Annotated in this window: 15 protein-coding genes; 9 read left to right on the top strand and 6 right to left on the bottom strand. The window is 48.1% G+C overall.

The annotated features are described in order from the left end of the window. Positions 1 to 115: 115 nt before the first annotated feature. Positions 116 to 1,012 carry a helix-turn-helix transcriptional regulator gene (locus J2Z28_RS07945; RefSeq protein ID WP_211081842.1) on the top strand — a complete coding sequence of 299 codons (897 nt, stop codon included), beginning with the start codon at positions 116 to 118 and terminating at the stop codon, positions 1,010 to 1,012. Positions 1,013 to 1,262: 250 nt separating this feature from the next. Here J2Z28_RS07945 and J2Z28_RS07940 read toward each other — a convergent pair whose 3' ends face one another. Then, entirely contained in the window at positions 1,263 to 1,946 is a 684-nt protein-coding gene (locus J2Z28_RS07940) for a serine/threonine protein kinase (RefSeq protein ID WP_076329467.1), read from the bottom strand. 525 nt (positions 1,947 to 2,471) lie between these two features. Here J2Z28_RS07940 and J2Z28_RS07935 point away from each other — a divergent pair. After that, on the top strand, positions 2,472 to 3,389 hold the full coding sequence (locus J2Z28_RS07935) for a PD-(D/E)XK nuclease family protein (RefSeq protein WP_076251295.1): 918 nt from the start codon (positions 2,472 to 2,474) through the stop codon (positions 3,387 to 3,389). Between the two features lie 168 nt (positions 3,390 to 3,557). Here J2Z28_RS07935 and ald read toward each other — a convergent pair whose 3' ends face one another. Then, entirely contained in the window at positions 3,558 to 4,691 is a 1,134-nt protein-coding gene (gene ald / locus J2Z28_RS07930) for an alanine dehydrogenase (protein WP_211081841.1), read from the bottom strand. Positions 4,692 to 4,880: 189 nt separating this feature from the next. Between ald and J2Z28_RS07925 the strand changes: the two genes are divergently transcribed. Then, positions 4,881 to 6,551 carry a PucR family transcriptional regulator gene (locus tag J2Z28_RS07925; RefSeq protein WP_211081840.1) on the top strand — a complete coding sequence of 557 codons (1,671 nt, stop codon included), beginning with the start codon at positions 4,881 to 4,883 and terminating at the stop codon, positions 6,549 to 6,551. A gap of 59 nt (positions 6,552 to 6,610) precedes the next feature. Here J2Z28_RS07925 and J2Z28_RS07920 read toward each other — a convergent pair whose 3' ends face one another. After that, entirely contained in the window at positions 6,611 to 6,901 is a 291-nt protein-coding gene (locus J2Z28_RS07920) for a hypothetical protein (protein ID WP_211081839.1), read from the bottom strand. A gap of 314 nt (positions 6,902 to 7,215) precedes the next feature. Here J2Z28_RS07920 and J2Z28_RS07915 point away from each other — a divergent pair, with 314 nt between their 5' ends. Then, entirely contained in the window at positions 7,216 to 9,285 is a 2,070-nt protein-coding gene (locus tag J2Z28_RS07915; RefSeq protein WP_211081838.1) for an nSTAND1 domain-containing NTPase, read from the top strand. Between the two features lie 46 nt (positions 9,286 to 9,331). Here the strand turns inward: J2Z28_RS07915 and J2Z28_RS07910 are convergent, their stop codons facing one another. After that, a complete protein-coding gene (locus tag J2Z28_RS07910; protein ID WP_211081837.1) occupies positions 9,332 to 11,047 on the bottom strand; it encodes a sigma-54 interaction domain-containing protein in 1,716 nt (571 codons plus the stop codon). 452 nt (positions 11,048 to 11,499) lie between these two features. Between J2Z28_RS07910 and J2Z28_RS07905 the strand changes: the two genes are divergently transcribed. Both J2Z28_RS07905 and J2Z28_RS07900 read left to right on the top strand, forming a co-directional pair. Then, entirely contained in the window at positions 11,500 to 12,900 is a 1,401-nt protein-coding gene (locus tag J2Z28_RS07905; RefSeq protein WP_211081836.1) for a collagen-like protein, read from the top strand. 83 nt (positions 12,901 to 12,983) lie between these two features. Then, positions 12,984 to 14,843 carry a YVTN family beta-propeller repeat-containing protein gene (locus tag J2Z28_RS07900; protein WP_244988176.1) on the top strand — a complete coding sequence of 620 codons (1,860 nt, stop codon included), beginning with the start codon at positions 12,984 to 12,986 and terminating at the stop codon, positions 14,841 to 14,843. 220 nt (positions 14,844 to 15,063) lie between these two features. Here J2Z28_RS07900 and J2Z28_RS07895 read toward each other — a convergent pair whose 3' ends face one another. Further along, positions 15,064 to 15,987 carry a proline dehydrogenase family protein gene (locus tag J2Z28_RS07895; RefSeq protein ID WP_211081835.1) on the bottom strand — a complete coding sequence of 308 codons (924 nt, stop codon included), beginning with the start codon at positions 15,985 to 15,987 and terminating at the stop codon, positions 15,064 to 15,066. 345 nt (positions 15,988 to 16,332) lie between these two features. On the opposite strand from J2Z28_RS07895, the gene pruA reads away from it, so the two are divergent. Both pruA and rpoN read left to right on the top strand, forming a co-directional pair. Beyond that, entirely contained in the window at positions 16,333 to 17,880 is a 1,548-nt protein-coding gene (pruA, locus tag J2Z28_RS07890) for an L-glutamate gamma-semialdehyde dehydrogenase (protein WP_211081834.1), read from the top strand. Between the two features lie 86 nt (positions 17,881 to 17,966). Further along, positions 17,967 to 19,271, top strand: coding sequence for an RNA polymerase factor sigma-54 (gene rpoN, locus J2Z28_RS07885; RefSeq protein ID WP_211081833.1), 1,305 nt, complete (start codon positions 17,967 to 17,969; stop codon positions 19,269 to 19,271). A gap of 120 nt (positions 19,272 to 19,391) precedes the next feature. On the opposite strand, the gene J2Z28_RS07880 is transcribed toward rpoN, so the two are convergent. Further along, positions 19,392 to 20,825 (bottom strand): aspartate ammonia-lyase, encoded by a 1,434-nt coding sequence (locus J2Z28_RS07880; protein WP_036672373.1) that lies wholly within the window; start codon positions 20,823 to 20,825, stop codon positions 19,392 to 19,394. Between the two features lie 335 nt (positions 20,826 to 21,160). Here J2Z28_RS07880 and J2Z28_RS07875 point away from each other — a divergent pair, with 335 nt between their 5' ends. After that, the gene (locus J2Z28_RS07875; RefSeq protein WP_036612082.1) at positions 21,161 to 22,438 is read left to right on the top strand and encodes a methyl-accepting chemotaxis protein; all 1,278 of its coding nucleotides are present in this window, start codon (positions 21,161 to 21,163) and stop codon (positions 22,436 to 22,438) included. Positions 22,439 to 22,618 lie beyond the last annotated feature (180 nt).

The following is a 22,618-nucleotide window of genomic DNA, read 5'->3' as shown; positions in this document are numbered from 1 at the left end:
CCAATATTGGCTTATAGTACTTCGTGACACACTCATTATAGCCGTGGATTAAAGGGATGGCTCTAAACAATCTTGTGTAATAATAGTCGGATCTTGTGTAGAGGGGGAAGAAGTCGTGCTGGATCTGAAAGCGCTTCACGAAAATACCCGAATTGACCATAAATCACATCCATTTCAGCTGTTCCAAAATCGGTGTTCAGATATGAAAGCTGAAGAATGCATTTTGTATTTGCATTGGCATGAACATTTTGAGCTGATTATCATGCGCAAGGGCAGTGCGCTGTTTCATATTGATAGCAAACCTTATGTGGTTGGAGCAGGTGAGGTCATCATCATTCCTGGAGGTACATTGCATGTCGGATATGCTCTGGATGAGGGGGATGTGCATTATGATTCCGTTGTGGTCAACCGTGCACTGTTCCATGATTTCACTCATGATCCTGTGCATGAGCAATATGTCGCGCCGTATCTGGAAGGAAGAGTGAGATTTCCGGTCAAACCGGCAGAGGAAAACACAACCTGCACAGGCTATTATTCTTTGCTGAATGAAGCTGTGGAGGAAATGGCGTTACAGCCCCCGGCTTATCAGCTCGTGGTGAAGTCCAAACTGCATGCCTTGTTCACCCTGCTTGCGCGAACCTTTATGCCGCAGCAGCTACCGGAAAAATCGGTCGGATCGTATTTTCCAAACCGCGAACGTTTCAAACAGTTAATTGCACAGATTGAAGCGGACCCCACAGGTAAGATGTCTGTTACGGAAGCGGCAAGTCATGTGGGATTGAATGCGTATCACTTCTGCAAAATGTTTAAAAAGCTGACCGGACGCACCTTTGTGGAATACGTAAACGGGTGCAGGATGAGTGAGGCAGAGCAACTGCTGCAAGGCAGTAGTCTGACCATTACGGAGATTGCCGCCAGAGTCGGCTGCGACAACGCCAATTATTTTACGAAGTTATACAAACAGTACAAGGGCATGACCCCCTCGCAGGGACGGGGGAGAAAAGAAGGTTGAGCACGACCAGTTTAGCAGTAGTCACGAATAAAATGTCCATAACGATGATTGTAACTATATGCAACTCGCAATCACAACTGTGAGCAGAAACAGAAGCAGAAGCAGAACACACGACAGTGATTGCCGTACTAATAACCATACTCATACTCACATCTACAAAGAATAACCCGGATAAAGGCCGATTCAAGGCATTCATCCGGGTTGTTTTGATTGAATAATAACAAGACAATCATCTATGTGTACAACGTGCTCATTTCATAAACCTGGAGAACAGACGATTGGCTTTCTTGGCGAGGTCGTCCATTTTGACGTTGGCATGATCGAACTGATTGTATCCCCATTTGATCGTTTGCAGCATGCGTGGAGATATGGGCGTTCCTTTGATCCGTGGATAGATGTTGTGATAAGCCCAAACCAGATGTTCCCAGCGATTGTCATTGCCGTCCTGAATATACTCGGATACGTCAATCACTTTCCCGCGTCCATCCTGAAGAATTACATTTTTCAGATGAATGTCGCGAGGGTTCAGCCCGCGGCTGCGAACGGCTTCTCGCGCTGCGTCCACATCGAGCATCACCTGCTCGGGGACGGGGATTCCCTTTTCCAAACATTCCAGCAGTGTATCCCCGGGTTCAAAACTGATCACGAGTACATTCCGGCCGCTGCCGTAATAGGTAGGGAAGTATGGCAGACCTTTGAGCTGCTCGTATACCTGTTTTTCATTTTCGAGTTTGTCCAAGGCATGATCCGAGTACATCTTGAAGGCATACTGCGGCAAGCCGTCATACGTAAATACAGCCGCGTCTGTACCTGTGCCAATGCAATTTAATCCTTCTACATCGCCGATGATGTTTACGAGCTCATTCCGGTCGCTTCCGATGACTTGGATCTGTTGTAATGCTTCTTCCGCCTGGAACCAATCCGGTCGATTCATGGGTGGTGCCTCCTTTTAGGATATGCCTGTACAATTTTTTTTCATATAATCTTTTTCTAACGAACCGAGTAAGTCTTATTTCACGTAAATCGCCAGATCTGAAAATGTAACGAATCAGAGACACGCTATTGACTCATTTGCTTGCAATAAACACGTTCTACAACCGAAATACGACTAATTAGCTTGTCTGGGGTTCGTTAGATTCCGTAAAACCTCATGATCCACGTGATAAGGTGTGTGAGATTCGTTAGCGCCGGGCCCGCACTGGCCCCGCACTGGCTCCAGGCTAGACCCGTACTAACATCCCGGTCTTGGATTCGCTGCCCTCTATAGAGTATATTATGCGTTCTGCTCCGCAATTTCATCTTTTGGTGATGTTACTATATAAACGATACGGATCGAATCGGAAACGGTTGCGTTAGAAGAAAATAACGGAAGCGCGCTTGCGGCAAGGTTGCCCGGGCTTTATACTGTGAGCATTAAGGGATCTTATGCAGATCCGGCATACAGAAAGGCAGATTACTTATGGCACAATACCCGCAGTGGTCTTATTCGCAGTCGCGGGCGAGTATGTTCGATGAGTGCCTGCGCAAATATTATTATCATTATTACGGTGCCCATAACGGCTGGAAGACAGACTCTGCTGATGAGATGCAGGTTCGTCTGTACCGTCTGAAGCAGCTCAGCAATCTGTATCTTGTCTTCGGGGATCTCGCGCATCGGATGTGTGAGTCGGCGGTACGCAGCAGGGAAGAGGGCAAAGATAAACCGCGTGAACACTTCCTGGAACAGACGATACGCAAGTTGCTGAATCAGGCGTATGTGGAATCAATGGACACGGATCAGTGGCGGCTGAACCCCAAGAATCGCACGATGTTGTCCGAGATCTATTACGGGGATGACACGTTGAATGACCGGATCGCCACGATTAAGGAACGGGCTTCAGCCTGTGTCGGTAACCTGTACCAGACGCTTACGTGGGAGGACTTGTCCCGGGCAAGTACGGACATTCTGGAGATCGAGAAATGGGATACCATGATGCTGCACGATACGCGTGTGTATGTGAAGATGGACTTATTGTATCGGCGCAGTAACGGCAATATTGTCATTGTGGACTGGAAGACGGGCAAGGAAGATGACTTTTCGGATCAGCTAATGTTGTACGCATCCTATGTGAGAGAGCACTACCGGGTTCCCTTGGAGCAGATTGAGCTGCGAGTGGAGTACCTGTTAACCGGGAAGCACCGAGAGTTTACAGCGACAGAAGAGGATATCCGGAAGGTGGAGGAGAACGTGGGTCGTTACATCGAGGAGATGCGATCCTGTGTTGAGGATGAGTACTATAACCGTCCAAAGGACGTCACCTACTTCACGGCAATGCCTTCCCACCGGTCCTGCCGGGATTGCAACTTCCGCGAAGTTTGCAGTGAGCGAGCAGTTTGAAGCGCCAAAACCGGAGGAACCAAAAGGCCTTATACCAACTAAACGAGCTATCCAATATGTGAAAAAAAACAAGAAGCGCAAGCCGGGAACATCTTCTGCCCGACGTGCGCTTCTATTGCGTTCCACAGGCCTGGCGACAAGGCGCCGGGTGGAACGATCATATCAAGATTACTGGACAGCGGCGGTATTCTCCAGCGCCTGACCCGCAGGAACATAGGCATGCCCGAGATCCCGGGCAACCGCCTCATACGTGATATGTCCATTCAGCACGTTAACCGCGCTGCGAATGGACGAACTGCCGCGAATCGCGGCGGCTGCACCGTGGTTAGCCAGCTGCAGCGCATAAGGCATGGTGGCGTTGGTCAGCGCCACCGTGGACGTACGCGGTACGGCGCCCGGCATGTTCGCCACCGCGTAGTGCACGACACCATGTTTCACATAGGTAGGTTCATCGTGGGTTGTGATATGATCAATGGTCTCAACGATCCCGCCCTGATCAATCGCCACATCCACAATGACCGAACCCGGTGCCATCGTCTTCACCACCTGCTCGCTGACAAGCGTTGGCGCCTTGGCGCCCGGAATCAGCACCGCACAGATCAACAGATCTGCCGCCGCAACAGCTGTTGCAATGTTGGACGGGCTGGATACCAACGTGTGGATCTGATTGCCAAAGATATCATCCAACTGGCGCAGACGATTCAGATTCAGGTCAAGGATGGTCACATCGGCGCCAAGACCAATAGCAATTTTGGCTGCATTTGTTCCCACCGTTCCGCCACCAATAATGACCACTTTCCCCCGACTGACGCCGGGTACACCGGACAACAGAATGCCCTTGCCACCTTCCGTCTTCTCCAATAACTGTGCTCCGATCTGGGAGGCCATGCGGCCTGCAACTTCACTCATAGGGGTTAGCAGGGGGAGAGCGCTGTTGACCTCCAACGTCTCATACGCAATAGCCGTTACCCGACTTTTAATAAGCGCTTTGGCAAGCTCCGGTTCCGCTGCGAGGTGCAGGTATGTGAACAGAATCAGTCCCGGACGAAAATATCCATATTCACTGGCAAGCGGTTCTTTCACCTTGATGATCATATCGGCTTCGGTCCACACGGACTTGGCATCCATCCGAATCTCGGCGCCCGCAGTTTGATATTCATGATCCGTGAATCCACTGCCGATCCCCGCGCCTTGTTCAATCAGTACCTGGTGACCGGCTCTTATGAAATCAGCAGCCCCGGCCGGAGTCATTGCTACACGATTCTCATTATTCTTGATTTCTTTGGGAATTCCGATTCTCATCACCATGCACCTCGTCCATTTATTGGTTGTTAGCTTATACTACAAGTTTATGACTTGGATAATCGTTTTGCACCTTACTTGATGTCTAATCTTTAGGAATTGAACTCAACATATTGTCGAAAAAGACTGTTCAGGACATTTGTCCATGGATTATAATGTAAGAAAAAATAACACAAAGAGGGATCGCCATTGCGAAATGACCGCGTGTTTACGATCAAAGATATCCTTGCACGTCCGGTATTTGCCCGAGCGCGACTAGCGGCAGGGAAGGATGGAGTGAACCGTCAGGTTGGCTGGGTTCATGTATTGGAGATTACCAATGTATCTCCATTCGTAAGCCCCCATGATCTTATTTTATCCACTGGACTGTGGCTTCAATCGGAAGAAGGGCGCGAAGAGTATCTGCTTCAGCTCATTGGCAGTGAGGCAGCGGGGTTATGTGTGGAGTTTGGTACCAGCATATACGGAATCCCGGAAGAACTGATTGAACTGGCGGACAGACACCAGTTTCCGCTGATCGTATTTGAGCAACCGGTCCGTTTTGTCGAGATCACACAGGATATTCACTCTCTGCTCATTAATCATCAACACCAACTGCTGAAAAGTCTCGAAGCATACTCCCGTCAGCTTCAGCAACGAACATTACAGAGTACAGATATGTCTGCTGTGCTGAACCTGCTGCATGAGTACGCTGCCAAACCGGTGGTGTACATTTCGTCCATGGAGCCGGGCAGTTTTGTGCCCGAACTTGTTCCGGAGATGGAACAGGCCATCTATACCTGGTATGAGCAAGAGGTAGAACATCTGGATTTGAATGATTCAGATACCGAATTATGGTTCCACATGGACGAAGAGAAGGCTCTGCTGTGTCATCCGGTCGTCTGTTTTGGCCAGGTATTTTCGGCTGTGGGCATGATTGTGCATCCCGCTGCTCCAGTGGAATATCTCAAGCTGTTGCTCGATTATACGGCGAAGGCGGCGGCAGCGCTCACGCTTCGTTCCCAGTTTCTTGAAGAGAAGATGGTCCGCAATCAGAATGAACTGATCCAGGATCTGATGAATGGCAACATCCATCAGGAGGAACAGGCTCAGACTCGAATGGGGCTTCGTTTGCTGGTGAAGGGACAGTACTGGTTTGCAGGAGGAGTCATCGAGATTGAGCATCGATTGAAGGGTACAGGCCGGGAGCGAATGGAAGCGAATCATCAGGATGTTCTTGTCCTGCTGCGTTCCCTGCTCAAGAAGAACAATCTGCCTAGCCTGATTATGCTGAAGAACAACCAGGTATATCTGTGCTGTGCGAAGGAAGCGGTAACGGCCGCTGCACGTCATCAACTGCTGCGATTGCTGGAAGGGATTGCCCAGGACGTGAAACGGTTTGCCAGTCGTAACTTGAAACAGGTTATGATTCATGTGGGATTTGGCAAGTTACGCAGCCGTTTGACCAGCCTGCCGGAGAGCCTTCAGGAGGCCTATCAGGTGATCGAAGTTTCGAGATCGGTAGATTCGATGGAACATGTTCACTTTTACGAACGTATGGGTATATATCAAATGTTAAAGGCATTACCCCACTCCTTCCTGCAACCCTTTGTCCAGGATCACTTGGGTATGTTGATTGCACATGACCAAACGCATCACCTGCGATTGGTAGAGACGTTGGATGCTTACCTGCAGAATTTTGGTTCCAAACGGGATGCGGCCGCTCAGTTATTTATTCATCGGCAAACGTTGTACAACAGACTGGAGAAGCTGGAAGAACTGATGGGTCCAGGTTACATGGATCAAGGGAGAAGAATCTGTCTGGAGATGGCGCTGCTCGCGCACGCGATGATTGAGAATGGACAGTGGCAATCCTCTTGATGAGGTGAAAGGGATGCAACACAGACTGTGCATCGATCTTACACTACCTTGAGCACAGTCTAGCAGTTTTTACTAATCCGCCGGGTATGTCGTAATGAAACAGGCAGGCGTTGCAGAGTGGAAGTGGAGCGTCGGCCCCGATAAAGCTTCGTTTGACCGGAGGAAGGTGCCAGTGATAATGAAGAAGGAGCAGCCAGCCGATACGGGGGTGACGACCGGTCGTGACGTCCTTCCTGTTCTGCTTCATTGTCCTCCATTGAAATGCCACTTTGGTGCAGCCATTCATTAAGTCGTTTGGGATTGATTCCAAGTTGTCCGCTCAGATTACAGATATCGAGGTTTATTCTCACACAAATCCGCCTTTCCTGGAATATCGGCTGGTAGTAGGGTATGAAAGGGAAGCATGAATTCGAGATCAGTAAATGCTCATATGCATGTTGGCTGTGCTTGATCGGCGGAATGATTCATTAAGTTAAGAAAAAGCGTGGAGTTGTCTATATACCGTGTTAGACGTTTCCATGTCCGCTGGTTTGAATATTTTCTATAAATTGGCTTTCAACAAGATTCTATCACTTCACATGCAATTGCGCGTCTCAATATAGTCTCAATTTTGTGAGAAAATAAAGTATATTAAAAGTACCAGTATCTAGTACGGAGGACATATATGGGAAACAGTAGTGAGGCTCAATACGACAAATATGTTGAGGATGGCAAACGGTTCATTGGTCGAACCAAGGAACTGACGACACTGGAGCGGTGGTTCAATCATCCGGAAGCCCCATTAACCATATTTTCAATTACGGGCATGGGAGGCATTGGTAAATCTTCCTTGCTTTCAGAGATGTTATCTGTCTCTCGGGATCGAGGTGCGAGGGCAATCTGGATGGATGGTCGATCATGTGGGGCGACTCCTTCCGTTTTTATGGATTATTTGTCCTCTACATTAGGCTTGGAAACAATGGATAGTGAAGCATACCCGCGACCATTGAGTCTGCTGAGAGACACATCGATCGAGAAGAGAATGGTCCTGGCCGTGGATAATTATGAAGAGCTTGCTCTGTTAGAAAGCTGGTTCATGGAAGTCTTTGTATCCAAACTTCCGTTAAGAGGGATACTTGTCATTCTTGCATCACGCCCGGAACTGGCGTCCACCTGGCGGACACATCCCCGATTACATCAGAGGTTTATACAGATGCAGCTTCAACATTTCACAGTTGATGAGATTACGGAATATATCACGGTGGCAGGCTTTCTGAATCAGGGGATGGCAGGTACCATTACGAGAATGACCGATGGACATCCGCTGGGGCTGGCGCTTGCTGTAGAAGCTGCAGATCAGAGGAGGAATCTCCCACAGTCCGAATGGGCTGAACTGTCTCATATGATCAGTGCTCGATTATTATTGGAACTTACGACACCTCGTCTGCATCCTGTAGTGGAGGTACTCACACTGCTTGAGACAGCCAATCAGGAATTATTATCATCAGTACTGGATATGACCGTGACAAAAGAAGAGTACCACATGCTGAGACAGATGTCGTTTATCCGTTCCGGCCCGGATGGTCTTGCCTTGCATGATATGGCCAGAGTGCATCTACTACGAGATTTTCGCCAGCGTGAGCCTCATCGGTTGCAGACCATGCGTATCAAGATCGTGAAGTTGCTGAAACCGCTGCATGAACAGGCGGGTCCACATGAGCGTCGCCAGATCGCCCGGAAGATGCTGTTGCTGTGTCAGGAATCTATGCTTCAATACCGCAAGTACGCGGATGTGTCCCGTGATTCCTTGTTCTCACCTCTCGAAACGATGAGAAGCGAGGATCTGCCCGTTCTGCACAGCCTGTTACAGCAATGGTGCGAGTACAGCGTGGAACCATGGCAGGCGGTATCCTATGGCCCCTTTCTGGATGAACTGGCACATCGTTATCCCGAAGGAATTGTATTAATGCGTGACAAGCTTGGGGAGACAATCGCCATGTTCATTACCATCCTTGTACATAGGGAGAGTAGTGAGTTGTTACTAAAATATTTTCCAAATGAAATGTATGAATGCTTTACACCACAGGAACTTGAAAATGACCCGGATCAGAGTGATACTCACTTTGCTTTGTTGGCTGCGGCAAGAGATGACGTGCCTGGTTATACACGAGAAGAACTGGTGGGATACATGGCACTGGATCGACTGTCTCTGCTTGGTGATGGTGCGCGAGCGATGCTCGTTGCAACGAATCCTCACCTGAAACTGTTTTTGCAGAGCATTGGATTCCAGATGCGAAGAACCCGCACCCGTGTCTGTGATAGATTCGAGGACCAGGCGGATATACTTGATTTGGATTTGCGTAGTGGGCAATTCGGAGAGTGGGTCATGTCTCTGCTTGATCCGGAATCAACAGAGGATCGGATACAGCCGGAAACAACGGAAGTGGATGGTGTAATCTGGACTGAACAGGATGTTCGCAAGATGTTGGGGAATCTTCGTTCCCCGGGAGAATTGCATGAATATGCTGGCAGGGTTAGAGGAGTAAGGGATGGAATCCAGTTACAGCTGTATGTCATGGATCTGTTGGAAGGCAGAGTACATGGCCTATCTCCACAGGATCAGATGCTGTTATACGCGGCCTACTGGACGCATGCTGGCAATCCAACTGCCGCAGCCCAGACGTGTTCCATGAGTCGGGCGACATTTTATCGCCATCTCAGAACAGCGCTGACTCGCTTGGCGCGGATTTTGTAGGGTTAGATTCATTCATATACCGATAATAACGACAAGAAGAGGCTGGTCATAGACCAAGCCTCTTCATGCGATTATAGAGCGTTGCCCTGGAGATGCCAAGATGCTTGGCGAGTGTTCGTTTGTTACCACCTGCTGCTTTCAGATATTGAATTAGAAGTTGCGCCTCATAGGTGTCCAATTTTTGCTGGTAGGTAACACCGGAGACAAGTTCGGAATCATCCGAGGTATCTAGTTCGTCCACATTTGCAACCGTTCGAGGTTCTTGTTCTGCTCCTGCTCCCGCCGAATCCTGACGTTGCTGATATTCGTTGCTCTCATGTGAATGGATTCCGGATGTCAGTTGAATTTCGGACTGTTCTTGCATGGTGAGGGAAGTGAGGGTATCGGGCAGATATTCCTGCTTCACCTCACCATCTGTCGTCAGAATGGTCAGGCGTTCGATCACATTTCGTAATTCACGCACATTGCCTGGCCAATCATATTGGAACAGCAACTTGAACACTTCAGGTGGAACCAACTCAATATGACGGTTATAGAGCAATGAGAATTCTTGAAGGAACGTCTGGGTTAATTCATATATATCTTCCTTGCGCATACGCAGAGGAGGGATGACAAGGTTAATGACATTCAGCCGATAGTAGAGATCTTCTCGGAATTGATTGCGGGCAATCATACTCATTAGATTTTGGTTGGTTGCTGCGATAATTCGGCAGTTGGCCTGATTCATACGTGTTCCCCCCACAGGAAAGTAACTCTTCTCCTGCAACACCCGAAGCAGTTTCACTTGCAATTCCAATGGCATCTCACCGATCTCATCCAGAAAAAGAGTACCCCCTTCGGCAAGCTCGATCTTGCCCTTTTTGCCTTTGGGATCCGCTCCGGAGAAGGCGCCTTTTTCGTAGCCGAATAACTCACTTTCAAACAAGGAAGCAGGGATTGCCCCGCAGTTAATAGCGATGAACGGTGCAGTCTGCAATTCACGGAGATCATGAATGGCTTTGGCGAATAACTCCTTGCCTGTGCCGCTCTCCCCGAGAATAAGTACGGTTGCTGAGGTGGTACTGATCTTGCGAATGGTCTCCATGCACTGCTTGATGACCGGGCTGCTGCCCTTGATTCTGGCAAATGGATCTAATTCGGGACGTAGGCGAGCAACGGCTTTCTCCAGGTGCTGGACTTTGGAGGTCATATGTAATAGTTCCTGATGTAATCGGATTTCGGTTGTTATATCCACTTCGGCAGCAACTGCACCCACAATATGTCCATCCAGTTGGACAGGACGAGCATTAATCAGGGCGAACAGGTCGGGCCGTGGCTGATGCTGTTTGCGATAGACCGTTTCGCCGGTATACAACGTTTTGAGAGACTGTAGCCGATCTGGAGGGAAAAAGTCCGCTGCGGGTTGTCCGATGATGTCTTTTTTGCTGATCGAAAAAACATGCTCCGCGCCAGTTGTCCAGTAGGCCACCTTGGCATCTTCATTAATTAATGTCAGAGCTGAACCCGCTGTCTCCAGTGTGGTCTCAAAATAAGCTTCTATTAGGCGATGCGCATGCATCATGGCATGCAAAACATCGGATACGGCGATATATCCCAATAGGGGGCCATCATCCTGAATGAATAAATAAGAAGATGTGTTGAATAAGCAGAAGGCATCTACCAACGATGTTGAGGACGGAATGGTAAGTGTGGGGAGGTCTGTATCCAGAATATCCATATCCGTACGTAATAAAGACATTAATTCTGGAAGTAAATGTTTCATCGATATCACCTCAGTTAGAACATAACTTTTAGAAACGACTTCTTTCACACGAGTTACTTACAAGTGATCTACATATGAAATGACTGGAGAATGATGGTTACCCATATTATAACTTTCCAAATGAGGTGTGTATATATTTTTTGACATGAAGCATACATGTTGTCGGCACAGAAGAGATCAATGTTGAATTTTCATTTCTTTTATTTCCTTTTACTATTATTTTAAGGAATTAATGCTAATTTGTATGGGCCCTTCAGTAATTTAAAGTGAGGGTTGAGTTATTATAAATGACATTCAGGTTATCTGATAGAACTGTTATTTCTCAATATGTTACACGGGCAGTTGAAGTGATTATTCGTATAGAACATGAATTGTCCACACCATTATGAAACTTCTGAATAATGCTATATGAAGGCCATCCGCATGAAGAAGAACCAAAGGAGGGTGATGAAATGGCCATTCTATCAACTGGGCCCATTGAGAATAAAATTTCAGGAATAACGGGGATTCGACCAACTCAATCCGTTACGGTCAAAATCGATAACCGGAATGCGACAGAAATGTTCACCGTGCTTCTTCGGGGCTATTACCTTAATGGAGTCAGAACATTATATGTAGAAGAACTGCTCAATGTATCACCTAATCAGGTCATAACCAAAGTTTATAATGGGAATTTTGATGCTTTTGAGTTTGTATTTTCAACTTCAGACACGGCTGCTCCAGAAGCACAAATATCCGTATGGGGCAAAGGTGCCGCAGGCGAATTAGTCGCGGCTCACCGATTGGTATCCCAAGAGTTATTGGGAGAAACGCTGAGCACAACAGGCGTCACAGGAGCCACAGGAGTCACTGGGGCAACAGGCGTCACGGGAGTTACAGGTGTGACAGGGGGCACCGGGGCTACTGGAGTGACAGGTGCCACGGGCATTTCTGGAGTAACGGGAAGCACCGGGGCTACTGGAGTAACAGGTGTCACCGGGGTTACAGGAGTAACGGGAGGTACCGGAGCTACCGGAATAACAGGAGCCACGGGCGTTACGGGAGTAACGGGAAGCACCGGGGCCACCGGAGTGACAGGAGCGACGGGCATTACGGGAGCAACGGGAAGCACCGGAGCTACTGGCGTAACAGGAGCCACGGGCGTTACGGGAGTAACAGGTGTCACCGGAGCTACTGGCGTAACAGGAGCCACGGGCGTTACGGGAGCAACGGGAAGCACCGGAGCTACTGGCATAACAGGAGCCACGGGCGTTACGGGAGCAACGGGAAGCACCGGAGCTACTGGCGTGACAGGAGCCACTGGCGTTACGGGAGTAACAGGAAGCACTGGAGTTACCGGAGTGACAGGAGCCACGGGCATTACGGGAGTAACAGGAGCAACGGGGGTTACGGGAACTACGGGTGTGACAGGGTCCACTGGAGCAACCGGTACAGCAGGGCAAGGGTTGTCCTCGTACGCCTATATTTTTAATACTTCAGCCCAGACTGTAGCTACCGAAACAGACATAACCTTTGATAGCAACCAAAATCTCAATAATATTACTCACACGCCCAATACCGCTGCGATTATTATTGGTAATGCTGGGGACTATGCGGTGTTCTTTATCGTTGCAGGTGTGCAGGCAAACCAATTCACCCTTTATCAAAACGGAGCCCCTGTAGGTGGCAGTGTATATGGTTCAGGAGCTGGCACTCAACCGAATCCAGGCATGGTCATTATTACCGCTGCTCCCGGTGATGTGTTGACATTACGGAATCATTCCAGTGCATCAGCAGTTGATCTGCAAACTCTGGCAGGCGGAACACAGATCAATGCCAATGCCTCTATTCTTATTCAACAATTGAGCAGCTAACTCAAGCTTGAGCTTTGAAGAAGAATGGGAATCGAGCTACACGATGGAAGGATTTAAAGTCAAATTACAAAGGGGGTTACTGAATGGCCATATTATCAACTGGGCCTATTGAAAATAATATTTCAGGTGTAACAGGCACCCGCCCCACTCAATTTATTACTGTTAAGATTGATAACCGGAATTTGACTGATGTGTATAGTGTACTTCTGTCAGGGTACTTCTTAGATGGAGTTCGGACGTTATATGTTGAAGAGTTATTTAATGTATTGCCTAATCAGGTCGTAACCAAAGACTTTGTGGCTAATTTTGATGCGTTCGAGTTTATATTTTCTACTGCAGACACAGCTGCTCCAGAAGCACAAATTTCTGTGTGGGGCAAAGATGCCGAAGGTGAGTTGGTGACGGCTCATCGTTTGGTATCGCAGGAGCTGTTGGGTGAATCATTTGGTATAACAGGTGCTACCGGAGCCACTGGTGCGACAGGAGCGACGGGCGTTACTGGAAATACGGGGGTAACAGGGGCGACAGGACTGACAGGAGTTACCGGTATTACGGGGGTAACAGGAGCGACAGGACTGACAGGAGCTACCGGTATTACCGGAGCAACAGGAGCAACGGGCGTCACTGGAAGTACCGGAGTAACCGGAGCGACAGGACTGACAGGAGCTACCGGCATTACCGGAGCAACAGGAGCCACGGGCGTTACTGGAAGTACCGGGGTAACCGGAGCGACAGGAGCCACGGGCGTTACTGGAAGTACCGGAGTAACCGGAGCGACAGGACTGACAGGAGCTACCGGCATTACCGGAGCAACAGGAGCAACGGGCGTTACTGGAAGTACCGGGGTAACCGGGGCGACAGGACTGACAGGAGCTACCGGGATTACCGGAGCGACAGGAGCCACGGGCGTTACTGGAAGTACCGGGGTAACCGGGGCGACAGGACTGACAGGAGCTACCGGGATTACTGGAGCAACAGGAGCAACGGGTGTTACTGGAAGTACCGGTGCCACAGGAAGCACTGGAGTTACTGGAGCAACTGGTGTAACCATACCTACTTCCGTGAATCTAATTTACGTAGCTAATTCTGGAAGTAATAATGTCAGTGTGATTAACGGAAATACCAATGCCATTGTGACCACGATCCCCGTAGGCAGCGGGCCTCAATTTATAGCAGTGAATTCAATCACGAACCTCATTTATGTGACTAATTTTGGGGACGATACGGTTTCGGTCATTGACGGAAATACCAACACTATTGTCACAACCATTCCGGTGGGTGTTCAGCCAGAGGGGATAGCTGTGAATCTAAACACGAACCTGATTTATGTTAATAATTTTAGCGACAATACAGTTTCCGTCATTAACGGAAATACGAATACGGTTGTTGCAACCATTCCAGTGGGCACTGAACCATTCGGTGTGGCGGTTAATCCAATCACAAACTTCATCTATGTTACTAATGTAGGGGACGGCACAGTTTCTGTCATTAATGGAGATACCAATATCGTTGTAGATACTGTTAATGTAGGCGCACAGCCATTGGGAGTAGCGGTGAATTTAACAGATAACAGGATTTATGTGGTAAATAACGGTGATAACACCGTCTCGGTTATTAGTGGATTTTCCGATAACATTATAGCTACTATTCCGGTGGGAACAGGGCCATTTGGAGTGGGGGTAAATTCAAACACTAACCTTGTCTATGTGTCAAACAACAACGATAATACTGTTTCTGTCATTGACGGAAGTGGCAATACTGTTGTTACTACCATCCCGGTGGGATCTGCACCATCCGGTGTCGGCGTGAACCCTTTAACCAATGGAGTTTACGTTGCGAACAATACGGGTGGCAATATCTCTGTAATTGATGGAAATAGCAATACCGTTACAGACACAATTACCGTAAACTCCGGACCATTGGGTATAGGGATAAATCCGTAATGAGCTTGTAATTTTAATTAATAAATGAGTGTGTCCAGAAAAATAGACATTTAAAATTGGGGATGCTAATTTTTTAGACATTAAGAGAAGAACCGGAGAAAAGGAAAGTTGGATGCTCTCGTAAAGTGTTCCTATAGAAAAAACCATGTGCCCAGAAAAAAAGAGGCAACATGGTTTTCTTTTGTATTTTTTCATATATATTGATCCAGCTGGAGAATAATTATCGGAACATATTCTTAACGACCATCCAGAGATTAGCCGGTTTTTCGGCCAAACGGCGGGTATAGTACGGATACCACATGGTGCCATAAGGTACGTAACAGCGAATGCGATAACCTTCTTTGGCGAGACGTTCCTGTTCGCTCATGCGCAGACCATATAACATCTGGAATTCAAAGGCATCCGGCGAGATTCCCCGATCCTTGGCGTATTGTTTCGTCCAGTTAATGATGTGATCATCATGCGAGGCAACCGCAGTGTACACACCCTGATCGAGGTGATTACGAATCATCGTTTTGAATTGATGAATGACTTCAGAAGTATTCTGATAGGCGACTGATCCGGGTTCTTTGTAAGCACCTTTAACCAGCCGAAGTCGAATGCCTTCCCGAATCATATCACGTGTATCTTCTTCGGTGCGATGCAGGTAGGCTTGCAATACTGTGCCTGTATTATGCAGTCCTTCCGAGTGCAGTCTTCGGACAATATCCAGCGTCGCTTGAGTAAATGGACTATCCTCCATATCAATTCGGACAAACAGATCATGCAATTTGGCTTGTGCGGCAACGGTACGGATATTTCGATAGCCCTCTTCCGGGTCAAGTGCGAGGCCCATTTGTGTCGGTTTCAGCGAGACGTTGGAGTCTGCTTTCTCACGTGCAATGCCTTCTACCAGTCGTACATACTCATCCCTGTACAATGCCGCTTCGCTCAGTCGGGTGATGCCTTCTCCAAGATGGTCGAGCGTAGCCATAATGCCTTTATTATTGAGTATGTGGATCTCTTCGAGAGCTTCTTCCAAGGTGTTTCCTGCAATAAATTTGCCTGCCAGCTTCTTACCATATCTAATGGACAGGTTCTCTACAGCTTTGTTGCCTGCCACGGTTAATAAGGTTTTGCGATATATTTCCGTTCCTACACTCATTTTCGTTTCCTCCTTCAGCATTGTGCATCCTTAATTCAAGCAAGAAACGTGCCAGATTTGACGATGGTCTACTATTTTTCATGAAAATTATCGCGCTCGCCTTTATCCCCGGATTTTCCCTCTATAAAAAGGAATCAAAAAATCTGGGGATAACAGCGATCGGAAGGTTATTCTGTAATCGGAGTGGCCCGTGTGAATTTTCAGTAGTTGAATTTAACGAGAAAAATATTTCAATCTCAACCGGAGTTGGCACGGATTTTGCTACATATATTTGGTGATGAGTAACATGCAAAATAATTCAGGCGAGCAGCCAGCGAATCCCACATCCTGAAGGAGGAATCATTGATGAATATCCCTTTTGTTAACGAACCATTCACACCCTTTGCAGTCCAGGCGAACCAGGAAGCATTTGAAGACGCACTTCGTCAGGTAGAAGCTGAACTTGGGCAGGAATACCCGATTATTATTGGTGGGAAAAAAATAACAAGCAGCCGCACGTTAACTTCCGTGAATCCCGCAGCCAAGAATCAAGTCGTCGGAACGATCCATCAGGCAGATCAGGAATTGGCCGAAAAGGCCATTCAGACAGCGGCGCAGACATTCCACACATGGAAACATACTGACCCGAATGAACGGGCTCGTTATCTATACAAAGCAGCTGCCATTATGCGCCGTCGCAAGCATGAGTTCTCCGCATGGATGGTTTATGAAGCTGGCAAGACTTGGCCTGAAGCGGATGCGGATACAGCGGAAGCCATTGATTTTATGGAATACTATGCACGGGATATGCAGCGACTGAGTGAACCGCAGCCCCTCGTGCGGATTGCAGGAGAAGATAATGAACTGAGTTATATACCGTTGGGCGTTGGTGTTGTTATTCCACCTTGGAACTTCCCGCTGGCAATTATGGCAGGCATGACCTCTGCTGCACTGGTATCCGGCAACACAGTGGTGTTAAAACCCGCCAGTACAACTCCGGTGATTGCCGCGAAGTTTATGGAGCTGCTTGCAGAAGTTGGCCTGCCGGATGGCGTCGTGAACTTTTTACCAGGACCAGGCAGTGAAGTGGGTGATTATCTCGTGGATCATGCGCTCACCCGGTTTATCAGTTTCACCGGTTCCAGAGATGTAGGGCTGAGAATTAATGAACGTGCAGCACGTACAGCTCCAGGTCAGAAGTGGATCAAACGGGTTATTGCAGAGATGGGCGGCAAGGATTCCATCGTAGTAGACAGTGACAGTGATCTGGAACTCGCGGCAGAGTCCATTACCGCTTCGGCATTTGGTTTCTCAGGACAGAAATGTTCGGCGTGTTCCCGTGCCATTATTCATAAGGATGTATATGATGAAGTATTACAAAAAGTGATTGAACGGACACAGAAACTGACGATGGGTAGTCCGCTTGAAGTTGGCAGTCAGGTTGGGCCCGTTATCGATGACAAGGCATATGCAAAGATCACGGAATATATTGAAATCGGCAAGGGTGAGGGGCGTCTTGTGCACGGTGGCGGTACAGGGAACGTTGAAGGTTATTTCATTGAACCAACTATAATTGCCGATGTGGATCCCAAAGCCCGGATTGCTCAGGATGAGATTTTTGGACCTGTGCTTGCGTTCATCAAAGCAGAATCTTTCCAGGATGCTTTGGATATCGCCAATAATACAGATTATGGTCTGACCGGCGCGGTGATCTCACGTAATCGTGAACATCTGGAACAGGCAAGACGTGAATACTTTGCGGGTAATCTGTATTTCAACCGGAAATGTACCGGAGCACTGGTAGGCACACATCCATTTGGCGGATTTAACATGTCAGGCACGGATTCCAAGGCAGGTGGAAGAGACTATCTGCTGTTGTTTACACAGGCGAAGCTGGTATCGGAGAAATATTAGACAGAAACCCATGATCCAACTAAAAACTTCTTACATTCACTTGAATATTATGCTATTATCCCTGCAACGCATAAGGAGGGAAACGGATGTTAGGTGTTCAGTTGGTACAGGAACAACGTATTCGGCTGTCCATCACGCCGGAGATGAAACAATCCTTTCAATTGCTAACCATGTCTGGCCAGGATCTGACCCGTTACTTGCTGGATGCGGCGGAGGAAAATCCAGTACTCGAACTGGAAGAACAAGCCGCGCTCCTCGCCCGGATTCCGCGGCGAATGGATCAGCGCAGGTATGATTCCTATGATCCGTTGCTTCAGGCCAAAGGTGCCGAACCTACTCTGGAACAATTGCTGATTGCGCAAATTCGAGTGATGACAATTCCAGACGAATTGGAAAATATGGCCGTATATTTGGCAGGGTGCGTTAATGATGATGGTTATCTGACGGTTGAACTGGCAGAGGTGCAAGCAACACTTGGGCTTCCGATGAGCAAGATTGCAGCGGGACTGGAGCTTCTCCAATCACTGGAACCTGCTGGTGTAGGGGCGCGGAATCTGCAAGAATGTCTGTTGCTCCAGATTAGACGTGATCCATCAGCAGCGCTGAATGCGGAGTGGATGGTGGAAGCGGGATTGGAAGCACTGGTTCCTTTTCACCCAGGTAGAACAGGGAGACGATTAGGCATGACTTCACGGGAAGCTCAGACTGCCTATGACTATATTACACGTCTGGACCCCAAGCCCTGTCGATCCATCGGATGTACAGAACGGCCACATTACATTATTCCGGATGCCATTGTTGGGTTGCGTAACGGTGAGGTCCATTATAGTTTGCATGCAGCAGGTAACCCTCGGGTATCGATGAATGAAGCGTGCTTCCGCTGGATCAGGGAAGAGGCTCCGGACACAATCTGGTCTACCCGTGTGGCAGAGGCGAGGGCTATCATTCGGAGTGTACACTTGCGGCGCAGGACTTTAGTGCGTGTGCTGGCGGCAGTGATGGAAGAGCAGAAGCACTTTTTGGTCAAAGGCCCATCCGCGCTAAAACCACTTAATCTGGCTGTTATTGCAGAGAAGATTGGCATGCATGAATCAACGGTAAGTCGTGCGGTGAACGGTAAATACATTGAGACCCCACATGGTGTATATGAACTCAGGGCTTTTTTTGCCTCGGGAATCAGTACAACGTCAGGGGATAAAACATCAGCATCAGCAGTGAAACGTAGATTAAAAGAAATCATTCGCACGGAACAGGCTCAGCGTCCATACTCGGATAATCATTTGGCCACACTGCTCGCCAAGGAGGGGATTGTCATCTCCCGCAGAACGGTTGCCAAGTACAGGGAGGAACTTCAAATTCTGCCTTCCCTTGAGCGTAAACGGTGGGCTTAATCGAATAGCTGGCGTCTTATCATCTCTGAATATAAGAACCCCCGCAAACCGGATAAACGGTCTGCGGGGGTTCTTGTTAATTATTTGAGTTTGGGTTGCTAAACCAGTTTTCCTGATTACCTACAAACGTTCCATATTACGCAGGAAGTGTTCTCCGGCAATCCCTGGTGTAGTCATCTGTTCCGGATGAAGAATCTCTTCCAGTTCTTCCGGTGTCAGCAATCCGCGTTCGAGAATAATCTCTTGCAAGGAAAGTCCAGTCTTGAGTGCTTCCTTCACAATGGAAGCTGCCACATTATAACCTAAGTGTGGGTTCAACGCCGTAACCACACTGAAACTTTGCTTCATGATTAATTCGCAGCGCTCACGGTTAGCTTCCATCTCTTCAACTGCATAACGCGTGAACACATCGATGCCGTTATTCATAATTTTCAGCGATTGCAGCAAGTTGAACGCAATAACTGGGCCCATGACATTCAGCTCGAATTGACCGGCTTCACACGCCATACAGATCGTATGGTCGTTCCCCATCACCTGGAAGGATACCTGGTTAATGACTTCTGCCATAACGGGGTTGACTTTGCCCGGCATAATGGACGAACCTGGCTGACGCGGTGGCAGGCGCAATTCATTGAATCCTGCACGCGGGCCTGAAGCCATCAAGCGAATATCATTACAAATTTTGGAAAGGCTAACCGCACATACCTTCAGCGCCGCTGAAAGTTCCAGATAGGCATCTGTGTTCTGCGTTGCATCCACGAGATCCTCAGCTGTTTGTAGTGGAAGTCCGGTAACATCAGACAGGTGCTCTGTAACCTTGACGATATATTCGGGTTTGGCATTGAGACCTGTACCTACCGCAGTTGCACCCATGTTAATGGTAAGCAAGCGGCGATTGGCGAATTCAAGACGCTCAATATCCCGTCCGATTACACGGGCATAAGCTCCGAATTCTTGTCCAAGGCGAATAGGTACGGCATCCTGAAGATGGGTACGGCCAACCTTGACCACATCGTTAAATTCCACTTCTTTTTTACGGAACGCATCCTGTAGTCTCTTCATGGTAGCGAGTAACGTCTCCGATAGTCGGTACGCCGCAATGCGCAGTGCTGTAGGTACCACGTCATTGGTGGACTGGGACATGTTCACATGATTATTGGGATTGCAATGGAAGTAGTCTCCCTTGCTTTTGGTTAACAGTTCCAGCCCGCGGTTGGCCAAAATTTCGTTCATATTCATATTCATGGAGGTGCCTGCACCGCCCTGAATGGAGTCTACAATAAAATGATCCAGATGATGGCCTTTCATCATTTCTTCAGCTGCCATGACGATCACATCGCCAATCTTGCTCGGCAGCATCTTCAACTCCATGTTGGTAATCGCTGCTGCCTTCTTCACCGCAGCCAGAGCCGTGATCAGCTCCCGGTGTACCGGAACGCCGGTAATCGGGAAGTTTTCCACGGCCCGTACCGTCTGAATTCCGTAATAAGCATAAGCCGGGATTTCTTTTTCACCGATAAAATCTTTCTCCGTCCGTGTGGACATAGTAGACATCTCGTTCGCCTCCAGTGGCATCAATAAAAATAGTTCGGCTCCAGCGTTGCTGAAGCGCACTCAGTATATCATTTAAGCAAAATGGATGCCAATCTAAATCATTTGGCCTCTTGTGCCGATAATAAATAAAATTAGGGATATTAAATGGAATATTATTCAATTTTTAAGAAAGGGAGGGGTGGCCAAGCTTGTCTTATACATTATGCGCTATATGGTAGAGAAGTCATGCATGAACGGCAAGTATGAGGGGGAATAGAACGTTTTCAGTGATGTATATCACATGAAATTTGGTACTTGATTGGTAAAATAGGAAAAAAGGACTACGGGGTGTGCACATGAAATGGACTTTAGGAGCAAAGACTGTCGCAGGTTTGGTACTGATTTCGATTATTACCTACGGAACTAGCGGCTTTTTTATATTTTTTGTCAAAGACTGGATTACATTAGATATTCCGAATTGGGTATACATATCGATTATCCTGATCATGGGAGTATGCTGGAACGGGATTCTGGGATGGTTTGCCTCACGCTGGCTGACTCGTCCAATCGTTCACCTGTCCCGGGCTGCACAGCAAGTGTCAGCGGGGGATCTGACAACCGAAATTCCGCAGCGACGCACGCAGGATGAACTTACTGTATTATATGATGCTTTTCGCGCAATGGTTTCTAACCTTCGAAGCATTGTAAATGATATTGCTGACAGTACAAGAACGACCTCACAGAACGCACAGTCTCTTAGTGAAGCGATTACCCAGGCCGCTGAACAGATCGAGATGATGTCAGATGCGGTAGATCATATTGCAGTAGGCGTAGAAGAGCAGAAGGTCACTTCCCATCAATCTCTGATCACTGCGGATGAGATGCTGAACGATTTCCAACGTATGCATAGCCAGTCCATGGACATGACAGAGATGTCCGGTCAGATGGAACGATCGGTGGATCATACCAAACAGACTTTCTCATCGTTGATGAAAGGGATGGACGAGCTGGCCGAGTCGCACAATCGTTCCCGCGATATTATGTTGTTGCTGGAGAAGGAAGCCTCCGATATCGAGGTAATTACCCAGTCTGTCAAAAACATCGCAGAGGAAACAGGGTTACTTGCCCTGAATGCTTCCATTGAGGCTGCACGAGCTGGCGAAGAGGGTTCTGGTTTTGCAGTCGTGGCGCAGCAGATCCGCAAGCTGGCAGACGAAAGTAAGGAATCGGTACACCGTATTAATGAGCTGATTAGTCGTGTGCAAGAGCGGATCAGGGAGACAGCCCAACTGTCTCATGAGCAGCATGGTCTCGTGGTTAATGAATCGGAGCGGACCGTCTCTGTGGATCAGACGTTGCATGAACTGACAGGCACAGTGGAAGTATTTATGAAGGGTGCGCATGATATCGGCTCCAAGATTGCAGAACAGACCGGTCGCGTGGAGCAAACGCACGGTCATGTGAAGAAAATCCAGGGGAAAGCCGGATCGTTCTCAGATGAGGCGAGACGAATTATGGATGCCGCACACGAAGAGACAGCCATCATGGAGGAGATTTCATCCTCGGCTGAAGAACTGAGACAATTAACCGATCGGTTATTGGACAAAACCAAAGCATTCCGGATGCAGCCTTAAGCTGTGTTCGGGATTTTTTTTGTTTTTGGAGAACAGTTTTGGCATGAGAATTTGCTTATTCTGGTTAAAGCCGAACGTTCTTTCGTGAAAACGAAAATTTGTAAAGATTATTTTATGAAAGATTAACAAATTCGCAACTTGCAGGCGATAAATGAAGATATAATAGGATTATCACAACAG

The organism is Paenibacillus xylanexedens, assembly GCF_017874615.1.
GTDB lineage: Bacteria > Bacillota > Bacilli > Paenibacillales > Paenibacillaceae > Paenibacillus > Paenibacillus xylanexedens.
The sequence above is the reverse complement of the archived record's forward strand: the minus strand, read 5'-3'. Positions and strand labels throughout refer to the sequence as shown.